General features: G+C 74.2%; 13 protein-coding genes. 6 read left to right on the forward strand and 7 right to left on the reverse strand.

The window, feature by feature from the left end:
* Nucleotides 1-78: 78 nt before the first annotated feature.
* Nucleotides 79-1,929, reverse strand: a complete 1,851-nt coding sequence (gene asnB, locus ACFY0X_RS29850; protein ID WP_387759187.1) for an asparagine synthase (glutamine-hydrolyzing) — start codon at nucleotides 1,927-1,929, stop codon at nucleotides 79-81.
* Between the two features lie 216 nt (nucleotides 1,930-2,145).
* On the opposite strand from asnB, the gene ACFY0X_RS29855 reads away from it, so the two are divergent.
* The gene (locus ACFY0X_RS29855; RefSeq protein WP_387759188.1) at nucleotides 2,146-2,421 is read left to right on the forward strand and encodes a hypothetical protein; all 276 of its coding nucleotides are present in this window, start codon (nucleotides 2,146-2,148) and stop codon (nucleotides 2,419-2,421) included.
* A gap of 45 nt (nucleotides 2,422-2,466) precedes the next feature.
* Complete coding sequence (glmS, locus tag ACFY0X_RS29860) at nucleotides 2,467-4,293, forward strand: glutamine--fructose-6-phosphate transaminase (isomerizing) (RefSeq protein WP_387759190.1); 1,827 nt, start codon at nucleotides 2,467-2,469, stop codon at nucleotides 4,291-4,293.
* A gap of 183 nt (nucleotides 4,294-4,476) precedes the next feature.
* Here glmS and ACFY0X_RS29865 read toward each other — a convergent pair whose 3' ends face one another.
* The 3 genes from ACFY0X_RS29865 to ACFY0X_RS29875 form a co-directional block, all read right to left on the reverse strand.
* Nucleotides 4,477-5,388, reverse strand: a complete 912-nt coding sequence (locus ACFY0X_RS29865) for a glutaminase (protein ID WP_387759297.1) — start codon at nucleotides 5,386-5,388, stop codon at nucleotides 4,477-4,479.
* A gap of 260 nt (nucleotides 5,389-5,648) precedes the next feature.
* Nucleotides 5,649-6,347, reverse strand: coding sequence for a DUF3152 domain-containing protein (locus ACFY0X_RS29870; protein ID WP_387759192.1), 699 nt, complete (start codon nucleotides 6,345-6,347; stop codon nucleotides 5,649-5,651).
* Complete coding sequence (locus ACFY0X_RS29875) at nucleotides 6,344-6,892, reverse strand: hemerythrin domain-containing protein (RefSeq protein ID WP_387759194.1); 549 nt, start codon at nucleotides 6,890-6,892, stop codon at nucleotides 6,344-6,346. The genes ACFY0X_RS29870 and ACFY0X_RS29875 overlap by 4 nt, the downstream gene beginning before the upstream one ends.
* Nucleotides 6,893-7,197: 305 nt before the next feature.
* Between ACFY0X_RS29875 and ACFY0X_RS29880 the strand changes: the two genes are divergently transcribed.
* On the forward strand, nucleotides 7,198-7,413 hold the full coding sequence (locus ACFY0X_RS29880) for a heavy-metal-associated domain-containing protein (protein WP_387759196.1): 216 nt from the start codon (nucleotides 7,198-7,200) through the stop codon (nucleotides 7,411-7,413).
* 98 nt (nucleotides 7,414-7,511) lie between these two features.
* On the opposite strand, the gene ACFY0X_RS29885 is transcribed toward ACFY0X_RS29880, so the two are convergent.
* Nucleotides 7,512-8,054, reverse strand: coding sequence for a DinB family protein (locus tag ACFY0X_RS29885; RefSeq protein ID WP_387759197.1), 543 nt, complete (start codon nucleotides 8,052-8,054; stop codon nucleotides 7,512-7,514).
* Nucleotides 8,055-8,148: 94 nt separating this feature from the next.
* Between ACFY0X_RS29885 and ACFY0X_RS29890 the strand changes: the two genes are divergently transcribed.
* Nucleotides 8,149-9,111 (forward strand): helix-turn-helix transcriptional regulator, encoded by a 963-nt coding sequence (locus ACFY0X_RS29890; protein ID WP_387759199.1) that lies wholly within the window; start codon nucleotides 8,149-8,151, stop codon nucleotides 9,109-9,111.
* 333 nt (nucleotides 9,112-9,444) lie between these two features.
* On the opposite strand, the gene ACFY0X_RS29895 is transcribed toward ACFY0X_RS29890, so the two are convergent.
* Nucleotides 9,445-10,785: a PLP-dependent aminotransferase family protein gene (locus ACFY0X_RS29895; RefSeq protein WP_387759201.1), complete on the reverse strand. Its 1,341-nt coding sequence runs from the start codon at nucleotides 10,783-10,785 to the stop codon at nucleotides 9,445-9,447.
* A gap of 154 nt (nucleotides 10,786-10,939) precedes the next feature.
* Between ACFY0X_RS29895 and ACFY0X_RS29900 the strand changes: the two genes are divergently transcribed.
* Together ACFY0X_RS29900 and ACFY0X_RS29905 are read left to right on the forward strand one after the other, a co-directional pair.
* The gene (locus ACFY0X_RS29900) at nucleotides 10,940-11,734 is read left to right on the forward strand and encodes a crotonase/enoyl-CoA hydratase family protein (RefSeq protein WP_387759202.1); all 795 of its coding nucleotides are present in this window, start codon (nucleotides 10,940-10,942) and stop codon (nucleotides 11,732-11,734) included.
* A gap of 106 nt (nucleotides 11,735-11,840) precedes the next feature.
* A complete protein-coding gene (locus ACFY0X_RS29905; protein ID WP_387759204.1) occupies nucleotides 11,841-12,611 on the forward strand; it encodes an N-acetyltransferase in 771 nt (256 codons plus the stop codon).
* A gap of 97 nt (nucleotides 12,612-12,708) precedes the next feature.
* Here the strand turns inward: ACFY0X_RS29905 and ACFY0X_RS29910 are convergent, their stop codons facing one another.
* Nucleotides 12,709-13,629, reverse strand: coding sequence for a LysR family transcriptional regulator (locus ACFY0X_RS29910; RefSeq protein WP_387759206.1), 921 nt, complete (start codon nucleotides 13,627-13,629; stop codon nucleotides 12,709-12,711).
* Between the last annotated feature and the right edge of the window lie 72 nt (nucleotides 13,630-13,701).

Here is a 13,701-nt window from a genome sequence, read left to right on the forward strand (position 1 = left end):
ACGGAGTATGGGGGCGCGGGAGCCGCCGACTGCGCCGTCCGAGTGGCGGCGGCCGCCCTGAGCTCACCAGGCCGGTGGTCACAGCTCCAGCGTCACCCGGTAGTCCGTCAGCCAGGCGTCGAAGTCCAGGGCGAGGTCGACGGCGAGCCGGACGGACTGCGGGTCGGTGTCCGGGGCGAGCGCGTCGGCCAGGCGCCGCCGGTCGAGCAGGTCCAGGGCCGGGGAGGTGCCCTCGGCGGCGAGCCGGGCGAGTTCGGCGCGCAGCTTCGCCGGGTAGTGCGGGTCGGTGGTGACCGGGTACGGGCTCTTCGGCCGCTCGGCGACGGCGGCCGGCAGCACGTCCCGGACGGCCGCGCGCAGCAGGCTCTTCTCCCGTCCGTCGAAGGACTTCATCGCCCACGGGGCGTTGAAGACGTACTGCACCAGTCGGTGGTCGCAGAACGGCACCCGGACCTCCAGGCCGTTGGCCATGCTCATCCGGTCCTTGCGGTCCAGCAGGATGCAGACGAAGCGGGTCAGGTTGAGGTACGAGATCTCGCGCATCCGCCGTTCCAGCGGATCGGCCGCCGGCAGGTGCGGGACCTCGGCGATCGCCTCGCGGTAGCGCGCCCTGCGGTAGCCGTCCAGGTCGAGCTTGCGGAGCAGTTCGGCGTCCAGGAGGTGTTCGCGCGGGGTGGCTCCGCCGCCGGCGATGTCGGTCAGGCCGAGGGCCCACGGGAAGTCCTCGACGGCGACGGTCCGCGGGTCGTGGAACCAGCGGTAGCCGCCGAACAGCTCGTCAGCGGACTCGCCGGACAGCGCGACGGTGGAGTGCCGGCGCACGCCGCGGAAGAGCAGCAGCAGCGAGGTGTCCATGTCGCCGACGCCGTTCGGCAGGTCGCGGGCGCGCAGCACGACGGAGCGCCGGGACGGGTCGGTCAGGTCGGCCGCGTCCAGTTCGACGACGCTGTGGTCGGCGCCGACGTGGTCGGCGAGCAGCCGGGCGAACGGGCCGTCCTGGGTCTGCCGGACGTCGCTGGCGTGGAAGGTCTCGCTCTGCCCGGCGAAGCCGACGGAGAAGGAGCGGACCGGGCCGGCCCCGGCGGCGCCCAGCGTCCGGGCGGCGAGGGCGGTGACGGCGCTGGAGTCCAGGCCGCCGGAGAGCAGCGAGCAGAGCGGGACGTCCGCCTCCAGCTGGCGGTGCACGATGTCGTCCAGCAGGGCGCGGACGGTGGCGACGGTGGCCTCCAGGCCGTCGCGGTGCTCGCGGGCCTCCAGCGCCCAGTAGCGGCGGACCGACAGGCCCTCGCGGCGCACCCGTACGACGTGCCCGGGCCGGACCTCGTGGATGTCCCGGTACGGGGTGAGGCCGGGGGTGCGGGTGTAGCCGAGCAGTTCGCGCAGCCCGTCCAGGTCCACCACCGGGCGGACGGCGGGGTGGGCGAGCAGGGCCTTGACCTCGGAGCCGAAGACCACGCCGTCCGGGGTGCGGTGGTAGTACAGCGGTTTGACGCCCATCCGGTCGCGGACCAGCAGCAGCTCCTCCTGCCGGAGGTCCCAGACCGCGAAGGCGAACATGCCGTTGAGCCGCTCGGCCAGGTGCTCGCCCCACTCCAGGTAGGCGCGCAGCACGACCTCGGTGTCGCTGCGGGTGCGGAAGCGGTGCCCGGCCGCCTCCAGTTCCGCGCGCAGTTCGCGGTGGTTGTAGACCTCGCCGCTGTAGGTGAGCACGGCCAGCGTCCGGCCGTCGTGCTCCACCGTCATCGGCTGGACGCCGCCCGCGATGTCGATCACCGCGAGCCGCCGGTGGCCGAGCGCGGCGTGCCGTTCCAGGTGCACGCCGCCGGCGTCCGGGCCGCGCCGGAGCTGGGTGGCCGTCATGGCGTCGAGGACACCCCGCTCGGCGGTGAGGTCGCGCTCGAACGCGACCCATCCGGTGATCCCGCACATCCGCAAGCCTCCGGTCTTCCGCTTCGTGTTCAGGGGGTCACGCTACGTGCGGAGTTGGCGCCGCTTCAAGGGGCTTTCGGGAACGGGGGCGAACGGGTGGTCGTTCGACGGTCGAATGTGAAGGAATCGTGGACGTGGACTGAAAGTCGTAATGTCTGCCCGATTTCGGGCAGGAACTTTGGCTTCGGCGGGCCGCCCGACCTAGGCTCCTCACTCGTGCCGAGCTCACCCCACCCTCACGAAGACCTCCTCGTCCACCTCACCCGGACCAGTCCGCTCGGGCCCCGGGAGGCGGCGCGGGTCGTGGCGGAGGTGCTGGCGTACTTCTCCGAGAGCACCGAGGAGTACGTGCGCCGCCGCCACACCGAGCTCCAGGCACGCGGTCTGACCAACGAGCGGATCTTCGCCCGGCTCGCCGAGGAGCTGCCGCAGCGCCGGGTCTCGGCGCCGGAGCTCTCGGCCCGCCAGCTGCGGCGGATCGTCTACGGCTGAGCCGCCGCCCCCGACCTTCCGAAGACTTCGAAGAGGAGACCACGCATGTGCGGAATCGTGGCCTACATCGGCCCCAAGGACGCGACCCCCTTCCTGCTGGAGGGGCTGGCGCGGCTGGAGTACCGCGGCTACGACTCGGCCGGCGTCGCCGTCACCGGACGCAGCGGCGGGATCAAGCTGCGCAAGGTGAAGGGCCGGGTCGCGGACCTGGCCGCCGCCGTGCCGGCCCGGTTCAAGGGCACCACCGGCATCGGCCACACCCGCTGGGCCACCCACGGCGTGCCCAGCGACGCCAACGCGCACCCGCACCTGGACAACGCCGAGCGGATCGCCGTCGTCCACAACGGCATCATCGAGAACGCCGACGAGCTGCGCGCCAAGCTCGCGGCCGACGGCGCGGTGTTCCGCTCCGAGACCGACACCGAGGTGCTCGCGCACCTGATCGCCGCGAACGTCGCCGAGGGCGTCGAGCTGGAGGACGCCGTGCGCGCCGCGCTCGGCCGGGTGGTCGGCACCTACGGCATCGCGGTGCTCGACGCCGAGCAGCCGGACCGGATCGTCGTGGCCCGCAACGGCAGCCCGATCGTGCTGGGGATCGGCGAGAAGGAGATGTTCGCCGCCTCGGACGTCTCCGCGCTGGTCCGGTACACCCGCCAGGTCGTCCACCTGGAGGACGGCGAGCTGGCCACCGTCCGGGCCGACGGCTTCCGGACCTTCACCGAGGACGCCCGCACCACCCACCGTCAGCCGTCCACCGTGGACTGGGAGGTCGACTCCTACGACACCGCCGGCTTCGAGCACTTCCTGCTCAAGGAGATCCACGAGCAGCCCGGCTCGGTCGAGCGCACCCTGAGCGGCCGGCTGGACGAGCGCTTCGCCACCGCGCACCTCGGCGGCCTCAACCTGGACGCCCGGGAGCTGCGCGAGATCCGCCGGGTGAAGATCCTCGGCTGCGGATCGGCCTACTACGCGGGCGAGATGGGCGCGCAGCTGATCGAGGAGCTGGCCCGCATCCCCGCCCACAGCGAGCCCGCCTCGGAGTTCCGCTACCGCAACCCGGTGATCGAGGCGGACACCCTGTACGTCGCGGTCAGCCAGTCCGGCGAGACCTACGACACGCTGGCCGCCGTCCAGGAGGTCAAGCGCAAGGGCGGCCGGGTGCTCGGCGTCGTCAACACGGTGGGCAGCGCTATCGCCCGAGAGTGTGATGGCGGCATCTACCTGCACGCCGGTCCGGAGGTCTCCGTCGCCTCCACCAAGGCGTTCACCTCCACCGTGGTCGCCTTCGCGCTGCTCGCCCTGCACTTCGGGCGCATCCACGACCTGTCGCCCGCCGACGGGCGCCGGATCGTCTCGGCGCTCCAGGCGCTGCCGGACCAGATCCGCGAGGTGCTGGAGCAGAGCGAGGCCATCGCCGCGCTCGCCGCCGAGTACGCCGACTCCACGGGCATGATGTTCATCGGCCGGGTGCGCGGGTACCCGGTCGCCCGCGAGGGCGCGCAGAAGCTCAAGGAGATCTCCTACGTGCACGCCGAGGCCTACCCGGCGAGCGAGCTCAAGCACGGCCCGCTGGCGCTGATCAGCCCCGAACTGCCCACGGTGGCACTGGTTCCGGACGACGAGCTGCTGGACAAGAACCTGACCACGCTGGGCGAGATCAAGGCCCGCTCCGGGCGGGTCATCGCCGTCGCCCACCGGCGGCCGGAGGAGAAGCTCGCGGACCACTGCATCCTGGTGCCCAAGAGCGAGCCCGAGCTGGACCCGCTGCTGCTCAACATCCCGCTCCAGCTGCTGGCCTACCACGCCGCCGTCGCCCTCGGCCGCGACGTGGACAAGCCGCGCAACCTGGCGAAGAGCGTGACGGTGGAGTAGGCCCTCGGGGCGGGCGCCCGCGGGGTCGTCTCGCGGAGTCGGTGCCCGCAATGGACCCGCGGGTCCCGGTCGTTGTGCGGACGGCCGGGGCCTGCGGGTCCGTCGCGGGCTTTACGGGTTTCGTGGGCTCTGCGGGTTCTGTGGCAGCGCCGGGCGGTGCCGCGGCGGAACGGCTCGCGGCCCTCAGAACACCGAGCACCCGGAGAGGGTGGTCAGGGTGTCCAGGGCGGCGACCGCGGCGACGGAGTTGCCGGCCTGGTCCAGGCGCGGGCCCCAGGCGCAGACGGCGGCGCGGCCCGGGAGTATGGCGAGGATGCCGCCGCCGACGCCGCTCTTGCCCGGCAGGCCCACGCGGAAGGCGAACTCGCCGGCGGCGTCGTAGGTGCCGCAGGTGAGCAGGACGGCGTTGATCCGCTTGGTCTCGCTGCGGGACATCAGCCGGGTGCCGTCGGCGCGCACCCCGTAGCGGGCGAGGAAGGAGCCGGCCAGCACCAGGTCGCGGCAGCTGGTGGCGATGGCGCAGTGGGCGTAGTAGTGCTCCAGGACGGTCTCGACCGGGTTCTCCAGGTTGCCGTGGCTGGCGATGAAGTGGGCCAGCGCGGCGTTGCGGTGGCCGTGTTCGGCCTCCGAGGCGGCGACCACCGGGTCGGTGTCGAGCAGCGGGTTGCCGGACTCGCGGCGCAGGAACTCCCGTACCGCGCCCGAGGCGTCGCCGGTCATCGTCTGGAGGCGGTCGGTGACCACCAGGGCACCCGCGTTGATGAACGGGTTGCGTGGGATGCCGTGCTCGGTCTCCAACTGCACCAGGGAGTTGAACGGGTTGCCGGACGGCTCGCGGCCGACGCCCTGCCAGAGGGCGTCGCCGCCGTAGGCCACCGCGAGGGCGAGCGAGAACAGCTTGGAGACGCTCTGGACGGAGAACGGCCGCTCCCAGTCCCCGACCCCGTGCAGTTCCCCGTCGACGGTGGCGACGGCCATGCCGAAGGCCTCCGGGTCGGCGGTGGCGAGGGCCGGGATGTAGTCGGCGACCCGGCCCCGGCCCGTGGTCGCCCGGGCGGCCGCCTCGGCGGCCTCCAGCAGGACCGGCCAGTCCAGGATCTCCCCACCGGGCACACCGTTCAACGCTTCTCCTCCACCGGCACCGACTGGGGACACGACCGGGACCGGACGCGCGGTGCGGGTGCGTCCGGTCCGACCAGGATTATCCGTGTTTCGGGCGGCGGCCTCGGAAGGGGGTGGGTGGTCGGGCTCGTCCGGTGTCGTGCGGCGTCGTGTCGCGTCGCGTCGGTGGCGTCGCGTCGGCGGTGTCGCTCCGCCGGTGTCGGCGGTGCGGCGGCCGGTGCCGGGCGGGCGTTCTACGGCGCGTTGGTGGGGGCCTGGACGGGCGGGCCGGTGAGCAGGGTGCCGGAGTCGGAGTACGGCCAGCCGTTGGGGACGCAGCCGTGCAGCCCCTTGATCTGCTGCATCATCACCGGCGCCGGGGCGCCCGGGGCGGGGCAGTCGACGTGGCCGTTGCCGAGGATGTGGCCGACCTCGTGGTTGACGGCGAGCGCGTGGTACAGCTCGGGCCGCCCCTGGTAGAACTCGGACAGCTCGGTCCAGCGCTTGAGGTTGACGACCACCTGGTGGGTGACGCCGCAGTTCACCCAGCCGCCGGTGTCCAGCCCGTACTGGCCGCAGATCCGGTCGGTGGACTTCGGAGTGGCCAGGTAGACGGTGAAGTCCACCGGGTCGGCGGGCATCCGCTGGAACGCGACCGTACCGCCGGCCGCCCAGCCGTGGGTGACGTTGCCCAGGATCGCGTCCACCTCGGCGGCGAACTGCGCCGGGCTCTCCGCGATCCCGTCCTCCACCCGGACCTTGTAGCGGTACAGGTGCTCGCCGGTGCCGAAGCGGGCGGAGCCGCCGGGGGCGGTGGTGAACGCCAGCCGGTCCCCGTCCCCGCCGCTCCACGGCTGCCACCAGAGCAGGCCGGCAGTCAGCGCCGCGACCAGTGCGAGGGCGAACCCGCCGTGCCAGGGCTTCCAGCGGCGCAGCCGCGCCAGGGCCCTCAACGGCCCGCTCCCGTCGCGTCCAGATGGCCGTACGACCGCACGACCCCGGCGGCCCGGGACCGCACGGCGGGCGGGACGCGCCACCTCCTGGCCTCGTCGAAGCGCTCCCAGGCGGACAGCGGCAGGAGGGTGCGGATCGGGTCCAGGCAGAGCTCCTCCTGCGCGTCCAGGTACCCGCGGACGGCTTCGGCCAACTGCGCCAGGGGCCGGGCCAGCCGCTCCAGGGGGCCGGTGAGGCCGACCCGGACGCGGGCGGCCGGCACCGCCAGGCCCGCGCGCTGCGCCGCCAGCGCGGCGAGCCCGGGCCGGAGGTGGGGCGCGGCCCCGGAGAGCATGGGCAGCAGCACGTCCTCCTCGGCCTCCTGGTGGTGGTACAGGAGGTCCAGCATCAGCGCGACATGGGCGGCGATCCCGGCCCGCAGCGCCTCCGCGCCGGGGGCGCGGCAGGCCTCGGAGAGGCGGGCGAACTCGCCGCGCAGGGCGGCGTGGGCCATCAGCAGGCCGGTGGTGTCCGGTCGGGCATGGGCCGGGGCCAGGGTGGACATGGTGGAAGTGCTCCAGGACGGGATCGGCGGCGGGGCGGCCGATCGTCGGCCGGGCGGTCGCCCGGTCGTTCGAAACAGTGGTACCTGGAGGAACGGTACGGGGTGCGGCGATGGTTCAGGACGTGGCGTGCGCCACGGCGCCTGCGGCCGTCGGACGGGAGGCCCGGACGGTTCCCGGAACCGCTCGATGGTGTCATCCGGGCGGCGTGTCCCTGGGCGGCGCCGTCGGATTCGGGTGTCGTAGGGCTGGTCGATCCCCGTCCGGGTCGACCTGTCCCATCCGGCCAGTCATCGGAGGCGCCGTCATGTCCACCACCGCTGTATTCACCGTCGACGGCATGAGCTGCGGCCACTGCGAGAGGACGGTCAGCGCCGGACTCGCCGAGCTGCCGGGCGTCACCGACGTGAGCGCCGACGCGCCGAGCGGCCGGGTCACCGTGGCCTCCGCGCAGCCGCTGGACGACGCCCTGGTCCGCGGTGTGGTCGACGGGGCCGGGTTCACCTTCGTCGGGAGGGCCTGAGTACGGCCGGGGCCCGTCCGGTCGTCGGACGGGCCCTGCGGTCGGGCTGCGCGAGTGGGCTGCGCCGTCGGGCTACGCGAGCGGGCCGTGGGTTCGGGTCAGCCCATGCTCTTCGCGCCGTCCAGGGACTCGCGGATGATGTCGGCGTGACCGGCGTGCTGGGCGGTCTCGTTGGCGATGTGCAGCAGCACCCGGCGGGCCGACCACTCGGTGCCCGCCTCGAACCAGGGGGCCTTCGGCAGCGGCTGGGTGGCGTCCAGATCGGGGAGGGTCGCCACCAGCTCGTCGGTGTGCCGGGCCACCTCGGCGTAGTCCGCGAGGACGCCGGCCAGCGTCTCGCCGGGCAGCATGCGGAACTCGTCCGCGCGGCGGGCGAGGTCCTCCTCGGTCCAGGTGGTGAAGTCGGGCATCGCGGACGGGCCCTTCACGATGAACTCCGCCCAGAGCCGCTCGACGTTGGTCACGTGCTTGATCAGGCCGCCCAGGCACAGCTCGCTCGCACAGGTCCGCAGGCCGGCCTGCTCGTCGGTGAGGTCACGGGTGGTGAAGCGCAGGAAGTGCCGCTGCTTCTCCAGGGACACCAGGAGGTCGGCGCGCTCGCCGGTGAGGTTCTGGGGGGTGGTGGTCGGGGTCATCGTCATGGCCTTTCGGTCGGTTCCTGCTCCCTCGGACAAGAACAACGTTACGGACCATTGCGGTCACTTCCTGTCCTGAATCGCGGGGAGAATCGACGGCATGGCGAACACCAGCACCCGCACGCTGCGACTGCTCTCCCTGCTCCAGACCCACCGGTACTGGCCGGGCGAGGAACTGGCCGACCGGCTCGGCGTCTCCGTCCGCACCCTGCGCCGCGACGTCGACCGGCTGCGCGAACTCGGCTACCCCGTCGAGGCACAGCGCGGCGTCGACGGCGGCTACCAGCTGGCCGCGGGCGCCGCGCTGCCGCCGCTGGTGATCGACGACGAGGAGGCGGTGGCCCTCGCGGTGGGCCTGCAGGCGGCGGCCGAGAGCCCGGTGGAGGGCGTCGCCGAGGCCTCGGTGCGGGTGCTGGCGAAGGTCGTCCAGGTGATGCCGGCCCGGCTGCGCCGACGGGTCGAGGCGCTGCGCGCGATGACCGTCCCGGTGGACTGGGGCGCCCAGGCGGGCGCCGGCGTCGACCCGGACGTCCTGACGGTGGTGGCGCTCGCCTGCCGGGACGGCGAACGGGCGCGGTTCTCGTACACGGCCGCCGACGGGCGCGGGACGGAGCGGCACGTCGAACCGCACCGGCTGGTCTGCCTGAACCGCCGCTGGTACCTGGTCGCGTACGACCTCGACCGGGCGGACTGGCGCAGCTTCCGCCTCGACCGCCTCACCGCCCCGTCCGGCAGTGGCGCCCGCTTCGCGCCGCGCACCCTCCCGGCCGCCGACGCGGCGGAGTTCGTCCGCGCGGGCCTCCACGGCGTCCCCCGGCCGCACCAGGTGGAGGCCCTCATCGAGGCCCCGGCGGACCACGTCCGGGCCCGCGTCGGCCGCTGGGCCACCGTGGAACCCGTCACCCCGCACCGCTGCCGCCTGCGGATGACCGCCGACTCGCTGGACTGGCCCGCGATGGCCCTGGGCTCGATCGGCGCCGAGTTCCGCGTAGTCGCCCCGGACGCCCTCCGGACCCTGCTCACGGACTGGAGCGCCCGCTTCGGTCGGGCCGCGGGGGAGTAGGAAGTCGGGCCGGCCGACTTCTGGTGTTGCGCCCCCTATTCGCTTCGCGTGCGCTCGGTGTGGCCGGATGGGGTGGTGGAGTGGGAGGCCGGCCCGGTGGGAGAAGGCCGGGGGTGCGTGGCGGTCTTGGTTGGGGGCGCGCCGGAAGTCGGGTCCGCTGACTTTTGGCGCGGGGTTTGGTGGGTGTGGTCCGGGGCGGGTGGGTTGTCGGCAGGGTGGGCCGGGTGTTGGTGGTTGTGCCGCCGTGGAGGAGGAGGTGTCGGTGGGGGCCGGGGGCGGGGGATTCCGCGTCGGAAGTCGAGCGTGCCGACTTCCGGCGCGGGGTGGGGTGGGTCAGGGGGCGATGGCTTCGAGGGTGGTGCGGAGGTGGGTGAGGACGGTGGGGAGGGTGGGGAGTGGGGGTGCGGCGAGGGCGAGGCGGAGGGCGTTGGGGTGGTGGGGGGTGGTGGCGAAGGCGTCGGCGGTGGAGATCAGGATGCCCTCGGCGGCCAGGGCGGCGGCCGCGTGGTCGGGGCGTTGGTGGGGTTCGAGGGTGAGCCAGAGGACGTAGGAGGTGGGGTGGGCGGTGGTGGTCAGGCCCGCCAGGGCGGTGCGGGCGATCGACTGGCGGGCGGCGGCGTCCGTGCGGCGTTCCTGTTCCAGGCGGGCGACCGTGCCGTCGGTGAGCCAGCCGGTGGCGAGGGCCGTGACCAGGCCGGGGGCGCCCCAGGCGGCGGTGCGCAGGCTGGTGGTGGCGGCCCGGAGCAGGTGGTCGGGCAGGACGGCGAAGCCGAACCGCAGGCCCGGTGCGACGCTCTTGGACAGGCCGGCCAGGTAGCAGGTGCGCTCGGGGGCGAGGGTCCGTAGGGGCGGGGGAGGTGCGGCCTCCAGGAAGGCGTAGGTGCCGTCCTCGATCAGGGTGAAGCCGTGGTCGGCGGCGAGCTGGACCAGGCGCTCGCGCCGTGCCGTGGAGAGCACCCAGCCGAGCGGGTTGTGGACGGTCGGCTGGGTGTACACCGCCCGCACCGGCCGGGTGCGGCAGAGCCGGTCGAGCGCGTCGAGGTCCGGGCCCGCGGCGGTGACCGGGACGGGGGCCAGGTCCAGCCCGTGGGCGGTGGCCAGCAGCTTGATGCCCGGGTAGCCGAGCGCGTCCACGGCGAGGACGTCCCCGGGGCGGGTGAGCGTGCGCAGGACGCAGTCCAGGGCCTGCTGCGCCCCGCTGGTGAGCAGGACGTTCTCGGGCGCGGTGTCGATTCCGCGGTCCAGCAGGTGGGTGGCCACCGCGGCGCGGTCGTGCCGGTGGCCGCCCGGCGGGTGCTGGCGCAGCAGGGCCTCGGCGTCGCCGGAGGAGGCGAGCGCGCGCAGTGCCCGTCGCAGCTGGTCGCCCTGCCCGGGGGAGAGCGGCTGGTTGAAGGAGAGATCGGCGACCCGGGGCACCGGGAGGGCGCGGGACGGTTCGAGGCCGTCATAGCCGGTGCGCAGCCGGACGAAGGTGCCGCGGCCCTGCTCGCCCACCACCAGTCCGGCGGCGGCCAGTTCGGCGTAGACCCGGGTGGCGGTGGCGAGGGCGATCCGCCGTTCGCGGGCGAGGGCGCGGTGGGTCGGCAGGCGGGTGCCGGCCGGGAGCGCGCCGGAGCGGATGGCGGCCGCGTACTCGTCGACGACGGCTTTGTAGGCGGGCGGTCGCACGGGCACCTGCCGTTCCTTGGACGTGGGGCCGCGCTCCGGGGTGCGCGGGGTGTACGGACGGTGTACCGGAGTGTATCCAGGACAATAAGTGGATTGTCCTGGAAGGGAGTTCCTAGCCTCGTCACATCCAGCAGCGAGGCCAGGAACGGAGCACGCCCCCATGACCATCCGCAGCGAGCGGGACCGGCACGTCGTCACCCTCACCATCGACCGGGAGGAGAAGCTCAACGCCCTCGACTACCCGACGATCGACGCGCTGCTCGCCGAACTCGACCGGATCGACGCCGACGACACCGTCCGCGCCGTGATCCTCACCGGCGCCGGCGGACGGGCGTTCAGCGCGGGCGCCGACATCCCGTCGCTGGCGGCCAGCCTCGCGGGCGGGCCCGAGCGGGCGCTGCGCGAGTTCGTCCGGCGCGGGCACACCCTCACCCGGCGGATCGAGGAGTTCCCCAAGCCGGTGATCGCGGCCGTCAACGGGCTCGCGTACGGCGGCGGTTGCGAGATCGCCGAGGCCGCCCCGCTGGCCGTCGCGGCCGAGCACGCGACCTTCGCCAAGCCCGAGATCTCGCTCGGCTTCCCGCCGCCCTTCGGCGGCTCGCAGCGGTTGCCGCGGCACGTCGGGCGCAAGCGAGGCCTGGAGCTGATCCTCACCGGCGACCCGGTCCCGGCCGCCCGCGCCGCCGAGATCGGCCTGGTCAACTCGGTCGTGCCGGCGGCCGAACTGCCGGACGCGGCCCGGAGCTTGGCGGAGCGGATCATCCGGCACGCGCCGACCGCGGTGGCCGCCTGCCTGCGGGCGGTGACCCGGGGCGTCAACCTGCCGATCGGCGAGGCGCTCGCGGTGGAGGCGGCGGCCTTCGCGGTGACCGTGCCGACCGACGGGGTGCGAGACGGGATCCGGCGGTTCCTGGACCGCCCGTCCGCCGGTTCGACGCCGGGCTCGTCCTCTTGAAGCGCTGAAACCCTGAGGCCGCTGAGGCTGCTGAGGCCGCTCGATTCGCCGGGGCCGTACGGGAAAAGCCGTTGCCCGCGGGGGTCGGGGGAGTGACGATGGCGGAATGTCGGATCTGCTTGCGCGCGTGACCGCCTTCCGCGCCGCCTTCGCCCGCCGCCAGGCGGCCGAGCTCATCGAACAGCCCGAGTTCCCCGGGGTGTTCGCCGTCCGGGACGCCGAGTTCGCCCTATCCGAGGAGCACAACCAGCTGATCGTGGACGGTCCGGGCACCGACCCGGCGGCGCTGCCCGAGCTGGCCGCCCGGTGGCTGGGGCGTCGCCGCCGGTACTCCGTCACCGTGCTGGACCCGGAGGTCGGCGAGCGCGTCACCCCGGTGCTGGCGGCGGCCGGGTGGGAGCGGGAGGGAATCGTGATCCTGGCCCGGCCGACGGACGGCTGCCAGCGGCCCGAACCGGCCGCACTCCCGGTGGAGTTGGCCGGGATGCGGGAGGCGGTGCTGCGCCAGCAGCGGGAGTGGAGCGAGGACGAGGAGGTCGCCCGGCAGCTCACCGACCGCCGCACCGCCCGGCTGCGCGGTGCCGAGCGGGTGCGCTTCCTGGCGGCGCGGACCCCGACCGGCGAGGTCGCGGCCTGGAGCGACCTCTACCTCGAACCGGCCGTCGGACTCGCCCAGATGGAGGACGGGGTGACCGGTTCGCAGCATCGCGGCGCGGGGCACGGTGACACCCTGCTGGCGACGGGGCTGGCGCTGGCGGCCGAGGCCGGCATCCCGCAGCTGTTCCTGCTCGCGGACGCGGCGGACTGGCCGCGCGAGTGGTACGGCCGACGGGGCTTCGTGGAGATCGGGCGCAACCCGTCCTTCAGGAGCCGGTGACGGCCGGCGGCAGCCGGTGACGGCCGGGGCGGACGGCGTCGGCCCGGCCCGGTCAGGCCCGGGAGGCGACGGGGCGTGGCGCCCGGGCCGAGCGAGCTCAGACGGCCTCCGGGCCGACGGCCGGCGGGGCCTCACGGCCGCAGTGGGCGGCGACGGTGTCGGCGAAGGCGCGGGCGAGCGGGCCCAGGTTCTCCCAGTCCCGGACGGCCCAGCCGGCGGTGAGAGCGGGCAGATCGGGCAGCGGGAGCAGCCGCAGGCCGGGGTGGCCGGGGCCCTGCCACTGGGGGAGCGCGGGGACGACGGCGTGGCCGAGGCCGAGTTCGGCGAGCAGGATCGCGGTGTCCCAGTCCGCGACGCTGGTCTCGAAGACCGGCCGGACGCCCGACTTCCCGAGCCAGGCCTCGACCTGGGAACGGGAGACGGAGTTCTGCGGCAGCCCGATCAGCCGGGCGTCCTGGAGGTCGGCGGGCGAGATCCGGGCCCGGGTGGCGAGCGGGTCGCCCGCCGCGACCGCGAGTACCCAGGGCAGGTCGACCACCGGCCGCTGGTCGATGCCCCGGGCCGGGACGCCGAGGGTGATCCAGGCGAGGTCGACCCGGCCGGCGTTGAGCGACTCCAGACAGCTGCGGCTGGAGACCTCGGTCTGGAACTCCAGGCTGACCCGGGGGAATCGCCGCCGGAAGTCCACCACGGCCGCGGACATGAAGTGCCGGATGCTGGTGGCCCCGGTGGTGATCCGGACGGACCCGCCCTCGCCACGGGTGAGTTCGGCGATCCGGTGCAGCGCGTGGTCGATCCCGCCGAGGCCGGCGGCGATCGCCGTGCGCAGCAGGCTCCCCGCCCTGGTGGGGACGACGCCGCGCGGGTGGCGCTCGATCAGGGCGAGCCCGACCTCCCGTTCGAGCCGCTTCACGTGCTGGCTGACGGCGGACTGGCTGCAGTTCAGGTCCCGGGCGACGGCGCTGAGCGAGCCGGCCCGGCAGACCGCGGCGAAGACGCGGAGGTCGTCAAGGGTCACGGCGACCCAAGGTATCGCTTGGGGGTGCCCCAGTAAATCGGCGGATTGACTTGGGTGTTCCGGGGGATCGAT

The sequence above is a fragment of the Kitasatospora sp. NPDC001547 genome (assembly GCF_042894165.1).
Lineage (GTDB): Bacteria > Actinomycetota > Actinomycetes > Streptomycetales > Streptomycetaceae > Kitasatospora.